The sequence below is a fragment of the Streptococcus infantis genome, from assembly GCF_047465035.1.
GTDB lineage: Bacteria > Bacillota > Bacilli > Lactobacillales > Streptococcaceae > Streptococcus > Streptococcus infantis_T.
In genome coordinates this window covers 11,587-28,922 of record NZ_JASHAQ010000017.1, presented here as the reverse complement: position 1 = coordinate 28,922, position 17,336 = coordinate 11,587, and the positions used below count along the sequence as shown (strand labels likewise).

At 37.1% G+C, this 17,336-nt stretch carries 16 protein-coding genes and 1 pseudogene; 15 read left to right on the top strand and 2 right to left on the bottom strand.

Annotated elements, in window-relative coordinates; genetic code table 11:
- Positions 1–6: 6 nt before the first annotated feature.
- The 7 genes from QM406_RS07930 to QM406_RS07900 all read left to right on the top strand — a co-directional run bounded on the left by QM406_RS07930 (position 7) and on the right by QM406_RS07900 (position 6,099).
- Positions 7–1,110 (top strand): prephenate dehydrogenase, encoded by a 1,104-nt coding sequence (locus QM406_RS07930; protein ID WP_075232098.1) that lies wholly within the window; start codon positions 7–9, stop codon positions 1,108–1,110.
- Positions 1,111–1,120: 10 nt separating this feature from the next.
- Positions 1,121–1,702 (top strand): hypothetical protein, encoded by a 582-nt coding sequence (locus QM406_RS07925; RefSeq protein WP_075232097.1) that lies wholly within the window; start codon positions 1,121–1,123, stop codon positions 1,700–1,702.
- A 53-nt stretch (positions 1,703–1,755) separates the two neighbouring features.
- Complete coding sequence (locus QM406_RS07920; RefSeq protein WP_045611301.1) at positions 1,756–2,094, top strand: YlbF/YmcA family competence regulator; 339 nt, start codon at positions 1,756–1,758, stop codon at positions 2,092–2,094.
- 91 nt (positions 2,095–2,185) lie between these two features.
- A complete protein-coding gene (gene aroA / locus QM406_RS07915; RefSeq protein WP_075232096.1) occupies positions 2,186–3,469 on the top strand; it encodes a 3-phosphoshikimate 1-carboxyvinyltransferase in 1,284 nt (427 codons plus the stop codon).
- The gene (locus QM406_RS07910; RefSeq protein ID WP_075232095.1) at positions 3,462–3,938 is read left to right on the top strand and encodes a shikimate kinase; all 477 of its coding nucleotides are present in this window, start codon (positions 3,462–3,464) and stop codon (positions 3,936–3,938) included. The genes aroA and QM406_RS07910 overlap by 8 nt, the downstream gene beginning before the upstream one ends.
- The gene (gene pheA / locus QM406_RS07905; protein ID WP_414273902.1) at positions 3,935–4,783 is read left to right on the top strand and encodes a prephenate dehydratase; all 849 of its coding nucleotides are present in this window, start codon (positions 3,935–3,937) and stop codon (positions 4,781–4,783) included. The genes QM406_RS07910 and pheA overlap by 4 nt, the downstream gene beginning before the upstream one ends.
- The gene (locus QM406_RS07900; protein ID WP_311522678.1) at positions 4,780–6,099 is read left to right on the top strand and encodes an LCP family protein; all 1,320 of its coding nucleotides are present in this window, start codon (positions 4,780–4,782) and stop codon (positions 6,097–6,099) included. The genes pheA and QM406_RS07900 overlap by 4 nt, the downstream gene beginning before the upstream one ends.
- A gap of 304 nt (positions 6,100–6,403) precedes the next feature.
- Here QM406_RS07900 and QM406_RS07895 read toward each other — a convergent pair whose 3' ends face one another.
- The gene (locus QM406_RS07895) at positions 6,404–7,570 is read right to left on the bottom strand and encodes an IS30 family transposase (RefSeq protein WP_414273901.1); all 1,167 of its coding nucleotides are present in this window, start codon (positions 7,568–7,570) and stop codon (positions 6,404–6,406) included.
- Between the two features lie 215 nt (positions 7,571–7,785).
- Between QM406_RS07895 and QM406_RS07890 the strand changes: the two genes are divergently transcribed.
- Genes QM406_RS07890 through QM406_RS07870 form a run of 5 tightly spaced genes read left to right on the top strand, consistent with a single transcriptional unit; the run spans position 7,786 to position 13,215 of the window.
- Positions 7,786–8,622 carry a phosphorylcholine transferase LicD gene (locus QM406_RS07890; protein WP_311522676.1) on the top strand — a complete coding sequence of 279 codons (837 nt, stop codon included), beginning with the start codon at positions 7,786–7,788 and terminating at the stop codon, positions 8,620–8,622.
- Positions 8,612–9,715 carry a glycosyltransferase gene (locus tag QM406_RS07885; protein ID WP_414273900.1) on the top strand — a complete coding sequence of 368 codons (1,104 nt, stop codon included), beginning with the start codon at positions 8,612–8,614 and terminating at the stop codon, positions 9,713–9,715. Before QM406_RS07890 ends, QM406_RS07885 begins: the two co-directional genes overlap by 11 nt.
- A gap of 1 nt (position 9,716) precedes the next feature.
- Positions 9,717–10,703 carry a glycosyltransferase family 2 protein gene (locus QM406_RS07880; RefSeq protein WP_414273899.1) on the top strand — a complete coding sequence of 329 codons (987 nt, stop codon included), beginning with the start codon at positions 9,717–9,719 and terminating at the stop codon, positions 10,701–10,703.
- A 15-nt stretch (positions 10,704–10,718) separates the two neighbouring features.
- Positions 10,719–12,185, top strand: a complete 1,467-nt coding sequence (locus QM406_RS07875; RefSeq protein ID WP_311522673.1) for an O-antigen polysaccharide polymerase Wzy family protein — start codon at positions 10,719–10,721, stop codon at positions 12,183–12,185.
- Positions 12,178–13,215 (top strand): prephenate dehydratase, encoded by a 1,038-nt coding sequence (locus QM406_RS07870; RefSeq protein WP_311522672.1) that lies wholly within the window; start codon positions 12,178–12,180, stop codon positions 13,213–13,215. The genes QM406_RS07875 and QM406_RS07870 overlap by 8 nt, the downstream gene beginning before the upstream one ends.
- 4 nt (positions 13,216–13,219) lie before the next feature.
- Here QM406_RS07870 and QM406_RS07865 read toward each other — a convergent pair.
- Positions 13,220–14,036: pseudogene (locus QM406_RS07865) on the bottom strand (IS630 family transposase).
- Between the two features lie 184 nt (positions 14,037–14,220).
- Here QM406_RS07865 and QM406_RS07860 point away from each other — a divergent pair.
- Genes QM406_RS07860 through QM406_RS07850 form a run of 3 tightly spaced genes read left to right on the top strand, consistent with a single transcriptional unit; the run spans position 14,221 to position 17,326 of the window.
- Positions 14,221–15,735, top strand: coding sequence for a lipopolysaccharide biosynthesis protein (locus QM406_RS07860; protein ID WP_311522671.1), 1,515 nt, complete (start codon positions 14,221–14,223; stop codon positions 15,733–15,735).
- Positions 15,716–16,519, top strand: a complete 804-nt coding sequence (locus tag QM406_RS07855; protein ID WP_311522670.1) for a LicD family protein — start codon at positions 15,716–15,718, stop codon at positions 16,517–16,519. Before QM406_RS07860 ends, QM406_RS07855 begins: the two co-directional genes overlap by 20 nt.
- The gene (locus QM406_RS07850) at positions 16,520–17,326 is read left to right on the top strand and encodes a phosphorylcholine transferase LicD (RefSeq protein WP_311522669.1); all 807 of its coding nucleotides are present in this window, start codon (positions 16,520–16,522) and stop codon (positions 17,324–17,326) included. It abuts the gene before it with no gap.
- Positions 17,327–17,336: the final 10 nt, after the last annotated feature.

The window sequence follows — 17,336 nt, the reverse complement described above, 5'->3', positions numbered from 1 at the left end:
GTTCTTATGGCAAAAACCATCTATATCGCAGGACTAGGTTTGATTGGTGCTTCCATGGCCCTCGGAATCAAGCGGGATCATCCTGATTATGAAATTTTAGGATACAATCGTAGTCAAGCGTCTAGAGATATTGCCTTGGAGAGAGGAATGATTGACCGAGCGACGGATGACTTTGCCAGTTTTGCTCCACTAGCGGATATTATTATTTTGTCACTTCCTATCCAGCAAACACTTGATTTTATCGAGAAGTTGGCAAACTTGGATTTAAAGGAAGGTGTCATTATTTCCGATGCTGGCTCGACCAAGTCAGCTATCGTGGCTACAGCTGAGAAGTGTTTTGCTGATAAGTCTGTTCGCTTTGTCGGGGCCCATCCCATGGCAGGAAGTCACAAGACAGGAGCGGCTTCTGCCGATGTTAATCTCTTTGAAAATGCCTACTATATCTTTACGCCTTCGAGTCTGACAACTCCAGATACGCTTGAAGAAATGAGAGACTTGCTGTCAGGTCTTCATGCTCGTTTCATTGAAATCGATGCTGAAGAGCATGATCGAGTGACTTCTCAGATTAGTCATTTTCCGCATATCTTAGCATCAGGCCTGATGGAACAAACTGCAAGTTATGCTGCGGAGCATGAAATGGCTCGACGCTTTGCGGCAGGTGGTTTCCGTGATATGACTCGGATTGCTGAAAGCGAGCCAGGTATGTGGACTTCTATCCTCTTATCCAATCGGGAGACCATTGTTGAACGCATCGAGGACTTCAGGGGCCGTTTGAACGAGATTGGACAAGCTATCAGTAAGGGTGATGAAAACCAAATATGGAATTTTTTCAATCAAGCGCGTGAGCAACGTCAGGCTATGGAAATCCATAAACGCGGAGGAGTAGATAGCTCATTTGACCTTTATGTAGATGTTCCCGATGAGGAAGATGTGATTTTACGCATCTTGGAATTGCTACGTGGAACTTCTTTGGTCAATATCCATATCAATGAGGAAAACCGTGAAGATATTCACGGGATTCTACAAATTTCATTTAAAAATGCTCAAGACTTGGAACGAGCCGAGCACCTCATAACAGAAAACACCGACTATACAGTCGTTGTCAAATAAGGAGAAAAATATGCCTAAAATAGAGCCTAGATTCATATTTGGTATTATCTTTATTTCTTTTATCTTACTTAGAGCTTACACTGTTAAAAAAGATGTGAAAACTACTTCAGAAGAAAGTGTTGAGACAAAAAATGAACCATCCAAGAAAGAAACAAGTTCAGAGAAAACTAATTCAAAGTATGTAGACGATAGGATTATTAATGATTTTATTAACAGCTATAATCAAAATTCTAATAGCCCATTAGAAAATATCAAAAAAGGAAATATAAAAATAAAATATTTCGCATCAAGCTACGGATATTACTTGGAGCTTTTACATGCAAATGATACTGATAAAATCAATGTAACAATTAATCAGACAAATGAAAATAGTGAATCTGGTGTTGCAGGAATGAAAGAAGTATTTCATGATATTGTTAAATCGATTGAATCATCCTTATCTGATGATGAGATAGATAACTATTTTGATAATCTTATGTCAAATGAAATAAAAACAGGTTCTAATTTAGGAACTTTGAAGATAGAGTATATACCAGATAAGGAATTAAGCAATGGACATTCAAGAGGTCATATAAAAGTGATTGCACAATAATAATGACCACAGAGTGACTAGTAATTTTAAAAGAAATAAATAAGGAGAAAATCATGTCAAATATTTACGATAGTGCAAACGAACTTAGTCGCGGTCTACGCGAATTACCAGAATATAAGGCTGTTAAAGCAGCTAAAGATGCTATTTCAGCAGATGCTGAGGCGAGCAAAATTTTTACAGAATATGTTGCCTTCCAAGAGGAAATTCAAAGACTGGCTCAGACAGGTCAAATGCCAGACGCTTCTTTCCAAGCTAAGATGGAAAACTTTGGCAAGCAGATTCAAGGGAACAGCCTCTTGTCAGAATTCTTTACCAAGCAACAACAATTGGCAATTTACCTTTCTGACATTGAAAAAATTGTTTTTGAACCAGTTTCAGAATTGCTAAAATAAGAAAATAACTATCCTAAAGTCAGGAATTTTTAAGAAATTTCTGACTTTTTATGATAAAATAAGAAAAAGTATTGTCAGTATGAGGTCTAGTATGAAGTTGAAAACAAACGTTAATCATTTGAATGGTAGCATTCGCGTACCAGGTGATAAATCCATCAGTCATCGCTCTATTATTTTTGGAAGCTTGGCTGAAGGTGAGACTAAAGTTTATGATATCTTGCGTGGCGAAGATGTTTTGTCAACCATGCAAGTATTTCGGGACCTCGGTGTTGAGATAGAGGACAAGGACGGTGTCGTTACCATTCAAGGTGTTGGCATGGATGGTTTGAAAGCCCCTCAGAATGCTCTGGATATGGGGAATTCTGGGACCTCTATTCGCTTGATTTCAGGCGTCCTTGCTGGTGCAGAATTTGAAGTAGAAATGTTTGGAGATGATAGTCTTTCTAAACGCCCCATGGATCGTGTGACCCTTCCTTTGAAAAAAATGGGAGTTAGCATTTCTGGTCAGACAGAGCGAGACTTGCCACCTTTGCACTTAAAAGGTACAAAAAATTTAACACCTATTCATTATGAATTGCCAATTGCCTCTGCCCAAGTCAAGTCAGCCTTGATTTTTGCGGCTTTGCAGGCTCAGGGGCAATCTGTCATCATTGAGAAGGAGTGCACTCGTAACCACACAGAAGATATGCTGCATCAATTTGGTGGAGACTTGAGTGTTGATGGTAAGAAAATCACAGTCCAAGGACCACAGAAACTAAGTGGACAAACAGTTGTCGTACCAGGAGATATTTCTAGTGCAGCCTTTTGGTTGGTGGCAGGTTTGATTGTTCCTAATTCTCGTGTCGTGCTGAAGAATGTGGGCATTAACGAAACTCGTACAGGGATTATTGATGTTATCCGCTCTATGGGTGGGAAATTAGAACTTACTGACATTGACCCGATTGCTAAGTCTGCAACTTTGACTGTTGAGACATCAGACCTAAAAGGAACTGAGATTGGCGGAGCCTTGATTCCACGTTTGATTGATGAATTGCCAATTATCGCCCTTCTTGCTACCCAAGCTCAAGGTCAAACAGTCATCAAAGATGCAGAAGAGCTCAAGGTTAAAGAAACTGACCGTATTCAAGTTGTCGCAGATGCCTTAAATAGCATGGGAGCAGCTATTACTCCTACAGCAGACGGCATGATTATCAAAGGGAAATCTGCTCTTCATGGAGCCAGAGTAAATACCTTTGGTGACCACCGTATCGGCATGATGACAGCCATTGCAGCTCTTTTAGTGGCAGATGGAGAAGTTGAATTGGATCGAGCTGAAGCTATTAATACTAGCTACCCAAGCTTCTTTGATGATTTGGAGACTTTGATTCATGGCTAAGGTTTTACTAGGTTTTATGGGTGCAGGAAAATCTACTATTGCTAGAGGATTAGATCCTGATTTTGTAGACATGGATTCCTTGCTCGAAGACCGACTGGGGATGCCGATTGCTCGTTTCTTTGAAGAAAAAGGAGAAGCAGCCTTCCGTCAGGTAGAATCAGAAATTTTAGCTGATTTATTAAAAACAGACCAAGTCGTGTCAACTGGGGGAGGAGTAGTCATTTCTCCGCGTAATCGTGATTTACTCAAGCAAAATCCAGAGAATATCTACCTAAAAGCAGATTTTGAGACCCTTTACCAACGAATTTCAGCTGATAAGGACAATCAACGCCCACTATTTCTGAACAATAGCAAGGAAGATTTGGCTGCAATTTTTAATGAAAGACAGGCTTGGTATGAGGAAGTGGCTAGTAAAGTTATCGATGTGTCCAAGCTAAGCCCAGAGGAAATTATAGAGGAACTGAAATGAAAATTGCCTATCTAGGTCCCAAAGGATCTTTTTCGCACCATGTGGTGCAGACGGCTTTTCCTCATGAGGAACTGGAGCCATTTTCAAATATTACAGACGTTATCAAGGCCTATGAACATGGATTGGTAGACTATTCAGTAGTGCCAGTTGAAAATTCCATTGAAGGTAGTGTTCATGAGACACTGGACTATCTTTTCCATCAAGCTCGCATTCAAGCTGTGGCAGAGATTGTTCAGCCAATCCACCAACAATTGATGGCAGTACCCGGGCAATCTAAAATTGAGAAAATCTTTTCTCACCCACAAGCATTGGCACAGGGGAAGAAATTTATTGACGAGCATTATCCAGATGCGCAACTAGAAGTCACTGCCAGTACAGCCTACGCTGCGCGCTATGTTTCTGAACATCCTGATCAACCATTTGCGGCGATTGCTCCAAGAAGTTCTGCAGAGGAATATGGTTTAGAACTCATCGCTCAAGATATTCAAGAAATGGAAGCCAATTTTACTCGTTTTTGGGTTTTGGGACCTAACTTACCACAAATTCCTTTGAAAGCAAGTTCTGAAAAGATGAGTCTAGCTTTGACCTTGCCAGATAATCTTCCAGGTGCATTATACAAAGCACTTTCTACCTTTGCATGGCGTGGGATTGACTTGACTAAAATTGAGAGTCGTCCCCTAAAAACAGCCTTGGGCGAATACTTTTTTATCATTGATGTGGACTATGCTGATAAAGAACTGGTCCACTTTGCTCAAAAAGAATTAGAAACGATTGGAATCCAGTATAAAGTACTAGGTGCTTATCCTATCTATACAATACAGGATAAAGGAAAGGAGAAGGAATGACTAGAGAGAATCCTTTGACACACCATGAAAAACTGAGATATGACTATCTTTTGAAAAATATTCATTATTTGAATGAGAAAGAAAAGAGAGAATTTGACTTATTACATGCTAAGTTAGAAGGTCAAAAAAGTTCAGCGGAAGTTTTCAATCCAGAAACTAAAGAACAACTTCTTTCAGACTCTGGTATCGACCTGCCAACCTATGCTAATCGTAGTCGTTCTAGCCGCCGTAGTGGTGGAACTCAACTGGAAACGAAGGTTCCAAAAGCTAAGAAGCCAAAGAAAAAAAGAGGTTTTCGTTTTAAACGATTATTTGCTTGGTTAGGGATGTTATTGCTTTGTGTAGCAGTAGGAATGATCGTCATGTTCTTAAAGGGATTCCAATCGGCGAATCCTAATAGCTCAAATGGGCCCAAAGATGCCAAAGCTGCTCAGGTTGAGGTTTTTAATGGACAGGATACCCGAGATGGTGTTAATATTCTTATTTTGGGAACAGATGGACGTATCGGACAGAATAGTGCAGAAACACGGACAGATTCCATTATGGTTCTGAATGTAAGTGGCAAAGATAAAAAATTGAAGCTCGTTAGCTTTATGCGTGATAACTTAGTCTATATTGATGGGTATAGCCAAGTTATCAATGGTCAAAAACAGACCGACCATAAATTAAACTTAGCCTACGAATTAGGGGAACAAGAAGGTAAACAAGGGGCTGAAATGGTCCGCAAGGTTCTCAAGGATAATTTTGATCTAGACATCAAATATTATGCCCTTGTCGATTTCCAAGCCTTTGCGACAGCCATTGATACGCTTTTCCCTGATGGTGTGACCATTGATGCTCAGTTTTCAACTCTAAACGGGGTCCCAGTGACAGAAGCGACTGTAGGAGATGATTTGCATGCAACGGAAACTGAATCACCGACTCAAACCATTCGAGCTGGGAAACAACAGATGAATGGTTCGACTCTTCTCAACTATGCACGTTTCCGTGATGATGATGAAGGGGATTATGGTCGTACTCGTCGACAACAGCAGGTCATGACAGCTGTTTTACAGCAAATTAAAGATCCGACAAAACTTTTCACAGGCTCAGAAGCACTAGGAAAAGTATTTGCCATGACCTCTACAAATCTTCCATATACTTTCTTATTGACTAACGGATTATCAGTCCTTGAAGGAGGTCAGAATGGTATTGAAAGATTGACAGTTCCAGAACTTGGAGACTGGGTAGACGACTTTGACGTATACGGTGGTCAATCACTTCGAGTAGATCAAAAAGCTTACCAAAATAAATTGGCCCAGATGGGATTTAGGTAAACTGAAAAAAACGAATCAGAGCTTGGAATACCTATGGCAACAGGTGTCTCGGGCTAAATTCCCAAACTAAGTTCCACCGCTATTAGAAGTGGAAGTTAATCTGATAAAAATCCTAAAAACCAGTGGAAATCCGTGTCAGGGTAAGTTCCACTGGTTTTAATAATGCTTGATTTCATCGCTTCTGTAGCCAAAATGAATCGAAAAAAAGAGCGCACAAAATCCCCACATCTGAAAGCGTTTCAGATTAAGTTCCGCTATGGTGGAAGTTAGTGTGAGACGTTTGAATGGGGTTGAAGGTTAGTTTTTAGATCTTATGTTGGAGTAATTTAGAAGACTGACAGACGTCTTCTGCAGGTATTTTAGAAATGCCGAGAAGCTTAGGAATTTCTTCTCCGTAAGTAAAAGCAAAGAGTTCATAGGCTGATTTTCCATTCAAAGCAGCGCGCTTGACGCTATTGACATGTGAACAAACGAGATTGATGTCCTCTTGAGTTAAATTGTTAAATGAAGTTCCTTTAGGTAGAATGTCGCGAATCAGCGTATGATTTTTCTCAATTCTCCCTTTCTGGTCAGAGCGATTAGGGTCACAAAAGAAAAGCTTACTCTCTCCTCGCACATCCATTTCGATGTCATCAACCCTGGCAAACTCCCCACCATTATCGGTAAGAATGACAGGAAAGAGATGGAAGAAGCCTTTATCCGCTTGGTGAAGAGTGTTCTTGATGTCATAGAGGTGTTTGGTAACCTCAAGGGCAGTTTTATTATTCAGGAGTCTAGCGAAGATAAAATTACAGAAAGATAGATTGAAGGTGAGTAGGACTTTACCTCCCATCCTGCCCATAACTGTGTCCATTTCCAGCCAAGATTCTAGTTGATTAAGGGTTAAATAGTTTTGGAAATCCTCATAGGAACGGCCTTCTTTAGCTTCTTTAGGGATGGAAGGTAGCTTACTTTTTTTTCTTTCTTTAAATTTAACGGCTCTGGCTAGATCAATAGGAGCGATAGACAGGTATCCTTTTCGGATGTGTCTATAGACGGTTGAGGAGCTGACATCAAGGTTATGGGTTTTGAGAATATGATAGATGTGTTGTCCCTTTTTAACACCATCAGAAATGACTTTGTCCATATCCCAGAAGGTCTTGGAATTAAGGGGAGTCCCTTCACGAGATTCAACAAGAGTTTGTTCGTACTGCTTTTGAGCTTGTTTAGCGAGGTAGAAGATTTTCTGATAGCCACAGTTTTGTCTTCTTTTAGAGCACCCATTACAGACAAAGAGAGCTTTATCAAGTAGAGGGCAAGGAAGGTTGTTAGAGGTAGAGTCTCTAATTTGTTTGTTTCGTTTGACTTCTTTAGAAATAGTAGTCGGGTCTTTCAGAATAAGTTGCCCAATAGATTTGAAGGTTTCACTGCGCTCTAAACCTAGTTGGATATCATGACGGTCTGAAAGTGTAAGGTGTTTATGTTTTGTCATAGTGGACCTCATTTCTAACTCAAATGTCTCACACTTAATTCCACCATAAAAATCCGTTTTAGACTAATTTCCACTTTGGTCAGATAAGTGGAAGTTACTTTGAGAAATTACCACAGGTATTTCGGGCTTTGATTTTTCCATAATCAGATGGATTTTTTGACCATTTTTATGGTATAATGAGATGATATAATTCTATAGAAGAGGAAGAGAATAAGATGAGTGATTTAAAGGCAATTCAAACTCGTAGCTTAGAGATGGCTGAATATTTTGTCGCCTTTTGTAAAGAACACGATTTACTCTGTTATTTGTGTGGTGGAGGAGCTATTGGTGCTCTACGAAATAAAGGTTTTATCCCTTGGGATGATGACTTAGACTTCTTCATGCCCCGCAAGGATTATGAAAAATTAGCAGAGTTATGGCCTCGTTATGCGGACGAGCGTTACTTCCTATCAAAAAGTGATAGAGACTTTGTTGACCGCAACCTCTTTATCACTATTCGAGACAAGGAAACAACTTGCATCAAGCCTTACCAACAAGATTTGGACCTCCCACACGGCTTGGCTCTGGATGTTCTTCCCTTGGACTACTACCCTAAAAATCCAGCTGAACGTAAGAAACAAGTACGTTGGGCTTTGATTTATTCCCTCTTCTGTGCACAAACCATTCCAGAAAAACATGGAGCCCTCATGAAATGGGGCAGCACGATTTTATTAGGATTAACTCCTAAATCCCTTCGTTATCGTATCTGGAAAAAAGCTGAGAAAGAAATGACCAAGTATGGTCTAGCAGAAAGTGATGGCATCACGGAATTATGCTCAGGTCCAGGATACATGAAAAAGAAATATCCAATTCAAGCATTTGAAGATAATATTTTCCTACCATTCGAAGGAACAGAAATGCCTATTCCAGTTGGTTATGATGCCTATCTCAGCACATCTTTTGGTGACTACATGACACCACCACCGGCAGACAAGCAAGTGCCTCACCACGATGCCCTTATAGCAGATATGGATAAGAGTTACACTGAATATAAGGGAGAATATGGTGAATAATAAGAAAATTCTATTTTTTATGTGGTCTTTCTCACTAGGAGGAGGTGCCGAAAAAATCCTTTCTACGATTGTTTCAAACTTGGATCCGAAAAAGTATGATATTGACATCCTCGAAATGGAACATTTTGATAAAGGATACGAACCAGTACCTGAAAATGTGAGAATTTTAAAATCCTTACAAGACTATCGTCAACCAAGATGGCTAAAATCGCTTTTGTGGAGATTGAGAATTTATTTTCCAAGACTCACCAGACGTTTACTTGTAAAAGATCAATATGATGTAGAGGTTTCCTTTACCATTATGAATCCTCCTCTTTTATTTTCTAAACGACAAGAAGTGAAGAAGATTTCTTGGATTCATGGAAGTATTGAAGAATTTTTAACAGATAGTTCGAAGCGTGATTCTCATAGACGACAATTGGATGATGCTGATAGGATAGTAGGAATTTCAAAAAAAACCAGCAATTCTATCAAAGAAGTTTATCCAGATTACTCGCAGAAATTAGTAACAGTCTATAATGGTTATGATTTTGAAAGCATTTTGGAAAAATCAAAAGAGAAGGTGGCTATTGAGATAGCTCCTCAGAGCATCTGTACTATTGGACGTATTGAAGAGAATAAGGGTTCTGATCGAGTAGTAGAAGTTATACGACTGTTGCACCAGCAAGGCAAGAAATACCATCACTACTTTATAGGTGCTGGTGACATGGAAGAGGAGTTGAAAAAACGAGTCAAAGAGTATCAACTTGAGGATTACGTTCATTTCCTTGGTTATCAAAAAAATTCGTATCAGTATCTTTCTAAGATGCAAGTTCTTTTATCCATGTCCAAACAGGAAGGTTTTCCTGGAGTCTATGTCGAGGCCTTGAGTCTGGGAGTTCCCTTTGTATCTACTGAAGTTGGGGGAGCAGAGGAATTATCTCAGGAAGAACGATTTGGTAAAATCATTAAAAGTAATCAAGAAGCAGCTCAAGCAATTGAGAACTACATGACAGCTGCATCAAGCTTTAATGTCAATGAAGCCAGCCAATTTATTCAACAATTTACGATTGCTAAACAAATTGAACAAGTAGAAAAACTAATAGAGGAGTAGCATGGAAACTGCATTAATTAGTGTCATCGTTCCAGTCTATAATGTGGCGCAATACCTTGAAAAATCAATAGCATCCATTCAGCAACAAACCTATCAAAATCTTGAAATCATTCTTGTTGATGATGGGGCGACAGATGAAAGTGGTCGCTTGTGTGAACAAATTGCTGAACAAGATGAACGAGTTTTGGTTTATCACAAGGAAAACGAAGGCTTGTCTCAAGCTCGAAATGATGGATTGAAGCAAGCCCACGGAGACTATGTTATTTTTATAGATTCGGATGATTATATACATCCTGAAATGATTGCTAGCTTATATCAACAATTAGTCAAAGAAGACGCAGATGTTTCCAGCTGTGGGGTTATGAATGTCTATGCCAATAGCGAGAGCCCACAGTCTGAAAATCAGGATGATTATTTTATATGTGATACAGAAACATTCCTTAGAGAATATTTAATTGGTGAGAAAATACCTGGTACTATTTGTAACAAACTCATCAAGAAGAAAATTGCAGCACAGTTAACTTTTCCAAAAGGTTTGATTTATGAAGATGCCTATTATCATTTTGATCTCATTAAAGTAGCTAAAAAGTATGTTGTTAATACCAAACCGTACTATTATTATTTCCACCGAGGAGATAGTATTACTACCAAACCATATGCGGAAAAAGACTTAGCTTACATTGATATTTATCAAAAATTTTATACTGAAGTCGTTAAGGAATATCCAAACTTAACAGAAGTAGCTTTCTTTAGACTGGCATATGCACATTTCTTTATCTTGGATAAAATGCTTCTAGATGATAATTTCAAAGAGTTTAAAGACTATCCACGGATTTATGGCTACTTAAAAAAACATGCCTTTGCTATTTTCAAAAATACCATTTTTAGAAAAGGAAGACGTATTAGTGCTTTAGCCTTATTTGTAAATGTAAGATTGTATAGAATATTATTGTTTAAAAATATTGAGCAATCGAAAAAAATTAATTAGAAAAGGAGGGCTGAGATGGTTGATGGGAAACGAATGTTGCTAACGGTTACGATTCTAAGCTATATCGTAACCATAATAAGCGGAATCACTTATTTGTTTACCAGTAACAACGTAGGACTTCTGACAACTTTGCTTTTGCTCTTAATTAGCAGTCTGCTACTTTGCTGGAATAATATCAAATACTATTTGATTCACTTTATATTCTTTATCACAATTTTTATATTTTTGGTATCCAGACCCACCATTGATTATTTTAGAGATGGAGCGCTAGACACCTACCAACCAATTGCCTATCGATTTGCTTTCCTAGTTGTCATTGTTTCTATTTTAGGACTGACAATAGGTGGTTTTATAGAGAATTATTATCTTGCTCGAAAAAGCAAAGCTCCTGTAAAAGTAGAAAAAACAGTAAATGTCAATTATATAAAAAAATTACGTTTTGTTTCATTGAGTGTATTTCTACTCACCTATCCATTTTATTTTCTAAGACTGTTTGAGCGCTTACTATACCGTTTGCAAACTTCTTATTATAATTATTATGCAAATTTTGAAAGTCAATTGCCCTACTTTACCTATATCTTATCGACTTTCACGGTTTATGCCATGTGTGTTTACTTAGCAACCAAACCTAAAAAATCACATGCGACAATGGTTTTAGTTGCCTATATCGCGGCTAACTTGATTCACTTAGTAATTGGTACCAGAAATCCCTTTATTCTAAGTTTGATTTTTGCCTTTGTTTACTACTTTATGCGTGAACAAACGGAGAAAGGGAAATGGATTGGTTTCAAAGAAAAAATGGCTATTTATCTTGGAACACCTGTTCTCATGCTTGCGATGGGAGCATTAAACTATGTTCGTGATAATGCTCAAGTATCCCAGAGTGGAGTTTTTGATTTATTACTCGATTTCATTTATAAACAAGGAACTAGTTTTGGAGTTTTAGCGAGAGGATTCCTGTACAATAGTAGTCTTCCTTATAGAGACTTCCGAAATTTCACTTTTGGTCCGGTTGTTGACTATTTTGCGAGAGGTAGTATCGGAATCATATTTGGTGCCAAACCATTTGAACATACGACAAATAGTATTGAACTAGCGATTGACAGTAATAGTTATGCCCACAATTTATCTTATCTTGTTCTAAATAAAGAATATTTAAGAGGCCATGGTATTGGAAGTAGTTATATCATGGAATTGTATACTGATTATGGTATGTTGGGACTATTTCTACTAAGTATCTTACTTGGTATGCTATTTATAGCTATGCTGCAAGTAGCTTATCGCTCAAGAACAATCTTATTTGCATTATCTTTGCTAATCTTGAATAATTTATTCTTTATGCCTAGAAGTAGCTTCTCAGAAAGTTTCTTTAATCTTTTTACAATGCAATTCTGGGGAATTGTTCTAATTATCATTTTCGTGGCAAAAATGCTTACAAAAGAAAATCATCACTTAATTAAAAAAGGGGAAATACATGTTTGAACATTATTCTGTAGCTGATTTGTTCGCAAATCTTTATAAAAAACGTAAAGTGAATTTGCTAGCTTTACTAGCCTTATTTGCTCTCATAGCTGTACCATTTACTTTAAAAGCTATTAAAAATAAAAATACAGTCAAAGATTCTACTAGTTATTCTACTTATATCACCTATAAAATAACTGCTCCAGAAACATCATCAAAAACAATTTTGAATCATCAAGTTGGTGGCTATAGTGACTTCTATGCAAAACTAATTGATGGTAATCTAAACGGTGCCTTTCTTTTCAATGATGTTGATTCTGATAAGATGAAGGAAATCGCAAAAGATTTAGATACCACAGAAACAGCATTGAAGAATTCTGCAAGTGACTATTGGACAAAAAAATTAACCATTAACCCATTGATTGATGATGCAGGTGTAACTGTTAAAATTTTAACTCCAAGTAAGGAAGTAAATGATTTCCTTGAAAGCAAATTTGATTCATTGATTGACAAGTTCAAGTCTACCTATACAGACGTTAAGATTGAAAAACTTGAAACAGTTAACTCTAAAGAATTGACTCCGAATGGAGAAGTTGCTCTTGGCTTTAACTTGAAAAATTTGATCTTGCGCTTAGTGATTATTGGTATTCTCTGTGTCATCCTAGTGATCATGGCGAATGTTCTAGTATACCTCTTCAACCCAACTATTAATCGTGCAGGCGATTTCTCTGCTTATCAAGTAGACTTCGTTTCAACTATTACAACTCTTGAAAATCTTTCTGAACTATTGAGTTACAAGTGTCAAGGTCAACCACTAGCAATCGTAAGTTCAGATAATCGTATTTTGAATAAATTACAAGCAGAATACAAATTGAATCTTGAGGGGGTTCAGTTTGTTAACTTGCAAAATGTCAAAGATCTTTTAGCATTTGAGAATGTCCTTTTCGTAGAAGAATATGGTGTTACTCGCTATAAGAAATTTGAAGAAAGCATGCAAGAAGTGAGAAATCTAAACCGTTCAGTTTTAGGTGTGATTACTTTTGCACTCTAATGATTCAAAGATATTTGGGTACTTTCCTTAATAAATATGTCACTTTCTTTTTCAAGACAGCCCAAGCTTGCTCAATGGGATTCAAATCTGGTGAATAAGGTGGTAGAGGTAAGAAAAAGTGTTTATCTTGGATACAAAGTTCATCCAAGATCTTCTTGGGATGAAAACTAGCATTGTCTATGACAATGACATGAGGTGCCTTCAAAGCAGGCAGGAGTTGCGTTTTGAACCACTTCACAAAGAAGTCGCTCGTCATACTTTCCTTGTAAACCATAGGAGCTATAAACTCTCCATCTACTTGTCCTGTAACGATTGAAGTCCGCTCAAAACGCCATCCGCTAATCTTTTCATAGACTTCCTCTCCTCTAGGAGCCCGTGCATGAGGACGATAGAGGTAGCGGTCTATTCCTGTTTCGTCAATATATACGACTGGTAAATCTTTTAAGTTATCCAAAATATCAAGAAATTCAGCGACTTTCTCTGGATCTTGTTCCTTAAAGCTAGTCGTCTTTTTTTAAAGTGACATTGATCCGCTTTAAAGCTGCCCATACTGAAGAAACAGCACAATCAAAATGTGCCGCAATTTCCCGTAAAAAAGCATCTGGATGAGCCTCTACAAAGGCCTTCAACTCCTCCAAAGGAATCTTTCGGCTTTTGGCGACTCGCTTTTTCCGCTCTAAGTGCCCTTGTTCACGTAATTTCTTTTCCTACATAAAAAGAGTTCTGACACCAACATCAAAAACTTTGGCCGCCTCGACATGGCTGTGTCCCTCTTTGATGTAATCTAATGCTCGTTGTTTAAAATCTGTACTATATGCCATATCTTTATTATAACATGTATTTTATAAACTAAGCAACTATAAAAGAATGATGTAGAAAAGACTTCCTAGAGGATTTGGATAAGATTTCGTCAGGGAGGACAAACATGGCTTGAGGAACAGATTTCCCAGTCAAATAGGTTTTTTAACTAACTTTATGATATAATAAATCAACGAGGTAAATTGAATGAAAAGTATAAAATTAAATGCCCTGGCTTATATGGGGATTCGTGTTTTAAATATTATTTTCCCAATTTTGACGGGTACCTATGTTGCGCGTGTTCTAGATCGAACAGATTATGGTTATTTCAACTCTGTTGATACCATTCTGTCTTTTTTCTTGCCCTTTGCAACCTATGGAGTCTATAATTACGGACTTCGAGCTCTTAGTAATGTAAAAGATAATAAGAAGGAATTAAATAAAGTCTTTTCATGTCTTTTTTATTTGTGTGTAACTTGTACGATTATTACAAGTATCGTATATCTTTTCTCCTATCCCTTATTCTTTAATAGTAATCCTGTCATCAAAAAGATCTTTTTAGTAATGGGAGTCCAACTGATTGCACAAATCTTCTCAATCGAATGGGTGAATGAAGCGCTTGAGAATTATAGCTTTTTATTTTATAAAACAGCCTTCATCCGTATTCTCATGCTGGTATCCATCTTTTTATTTGTGAAAAATGAGCATGATATTGTTGCCTATACATTGATTATGAGTCTTTCAACTCTCATCAATTATCTCATTAGTTATTTTTGGATTAAAAGAGATATCCAGTTTGTTAAGGTTACATTAGAAGAATTTAAACCTCTTTTCCTACCTTTGACAGCCATGCTGGTCTTTGCCAATGCCAATATGTTATTTACCTTCCTGGATCGTCTCTTTTTGGTAAAAACTGGAGTTGATGTAAATGTCAGTTACTATACGATGGCACAACGGATTGTAACTGTTATCGCAGGTGTTGTTACGGGTGCGATTGGAGTCAGTGTTCCTCGCTTGAGTTACTATCTAGGTATTGGAAAAAAAGAAGAGTATGTAAATCTGGTGAATCGGGGAAGTCGCATTTTTACCTTCTTCATCCTCCCTCTTAGTTTTGGTTTGATGATTTTAGGTCCCTATGCAATACTTCTGTATGGCAGTGAAAAATATATTGGTGGTGGAATCTTGACCTCCATCTTTGCATTTCGTACCATTATTCTTGCTTTAGAAACTATTTTAGGATCTCAAATTCTCTTTACAAATGGATTTGAAAAAAGAATTACAGTTTATACGCTATTTGCTGGTGGATTGAACCTAGTTCTGGATAGTCTACTCTACTTTAATAATATTATTGCACCGGAGTATTATTTGATTACGACGATGTTATCGGAAAGTTTTCTCCTAGTGCTTTATGTTGTATTTATTCATAAGACCAAGCTCATTAACCTAGGACATATCTTCAAATATACGGTTCGTTATTCACTTTTCGCATTGACATTTGTTCCGATCTACTTTTTAGTCAATTTTGTTTATCCGGTCAAAATGGTTATCAATCTACCTTTATTGGTCAATATGTTGATCATCATGGTCTTATCAGCTCTTAGCTATATTGGTTTACTAGTTTGGACAAAAGATAGTATCTTTTATGAATTTTTAGGATATTTTGTTTCTCTCAAAAAACGTATAAAAATCTTAGGAGGATTAGATGAGAAGATTAAGCATTGAAGAAGCTAAGCAGATTGAACTTGATATTTTAGCTTTTATTGACTCGTTTTGTAAGAAGCATGATATTGATTATTTTATCAATTATGGCACTTTGATTGGAGCTATTCGTCACAAGGGTTTTATCCCCTGGGATGATGATATAGACCTTTCTATGACACGTGAAAACTACGAACGTTTTATCCAGTTATTTCATCGAGAACAATCTAAATATAAGATTTTAGCCCTAGAAACTAATGATCAATATTATAATAATTTTATTAAGGTTATAGATTCGACAACGAAAATAGTGGATACACGAAATACAAAAACGTATGATTCTGGTATTTTCATTGATATTTTTCCAATGGATTCATTCAACGATCGTAAGGTTATCGATGTTTGCTATAAGTTGGAAAGCTTTAAATTACTGTCTTTCAGTAATCATAAGAATATTGTTTATGGAGATAGTAATTTAAAAGACCTAATTCGTACCTTCTTCTGGCTTCTTCTGCGTCCGATTTCTCCGCGATTTTTCGCGAATCAAATCGAAAAGCAAATTAAAAAATATAGGGTAGAAGATGGGAAACACCTAGCTTTTATACCATCAAAAGCTAAGGAAAAGGAAGTTTTTCCAAGTGATTTGTTTGATGAACTGATTGAAATACCTTTTGAAAATCTTCTTCTTCCAGCTCCCAAGCAATTTGATGCTGTCTTAAAACAATATTATGGTGATTATATGACTCTTCCACCAAAAGAAAAACAGTTTTATAGTCACGAATTTGAAGCCTATAAATTGGAGGATTAAATGCAGTACTTAGAAAAAAATGAGATTAAAGAAATTCAACTAGGTATTTTGGATTATGTCAATGAAATTTGTAAAAAAAATGACATTCCTTATTTCCTTAGTTATGGAACCATGCTAGGGGCTGTTCGTCATAAGGGAATGATTCCTTGGGATGATGATATCGATATTTCACTGTATAGAAAAGACTATGAGCATCTATTAAAAGCGATTGAGGAAGACCAACATCCTGTATATCGAGTCCTTTCCTACGATACCTCTTCATGGTATTTCCATAATTTTGCAGCTATTTTAGATACATCAACAGTTATTGAAGATAATGTAAAATACAAACGTCATGATACAAGTTTGTTCATTGATGTCTTTCCGATTGATCAATTTTCCGATTTGAGCATCGTTGACAAAAGCTATAAATATGTTGCCTTGCGTCAGCTTGCCTATATCAAAAAAGAACGTGTGGTTCACGGTGATAGCAAATTAAAAGATTTTCTCCGATTGTGTACTTGGTATCCGTTGAGATTTGTCAATCCGAGATATTTCTATAAGAAAATAGATCAATTAGTAAAAAATAGTGTGGCGGAAAATCCTGCTTATGAAGGAGCTATTGGAGTTGACAAAGAGGGAATGAAGGGTGTTTTTCAAATAGATACTTGTAAAGAATTAATTGTAACAGAGTTTGAAGGAAGAATGATGCCAATTCCAAAGAACTATGATGCTTTTCTGACACAAATGTATGGTGATTACATGACTCCGCCATCAAAAGAAATGCAGGAGTGGTATAGCCATAATATAAAGGCTTATCGAAAGTAAGTGTAAATGT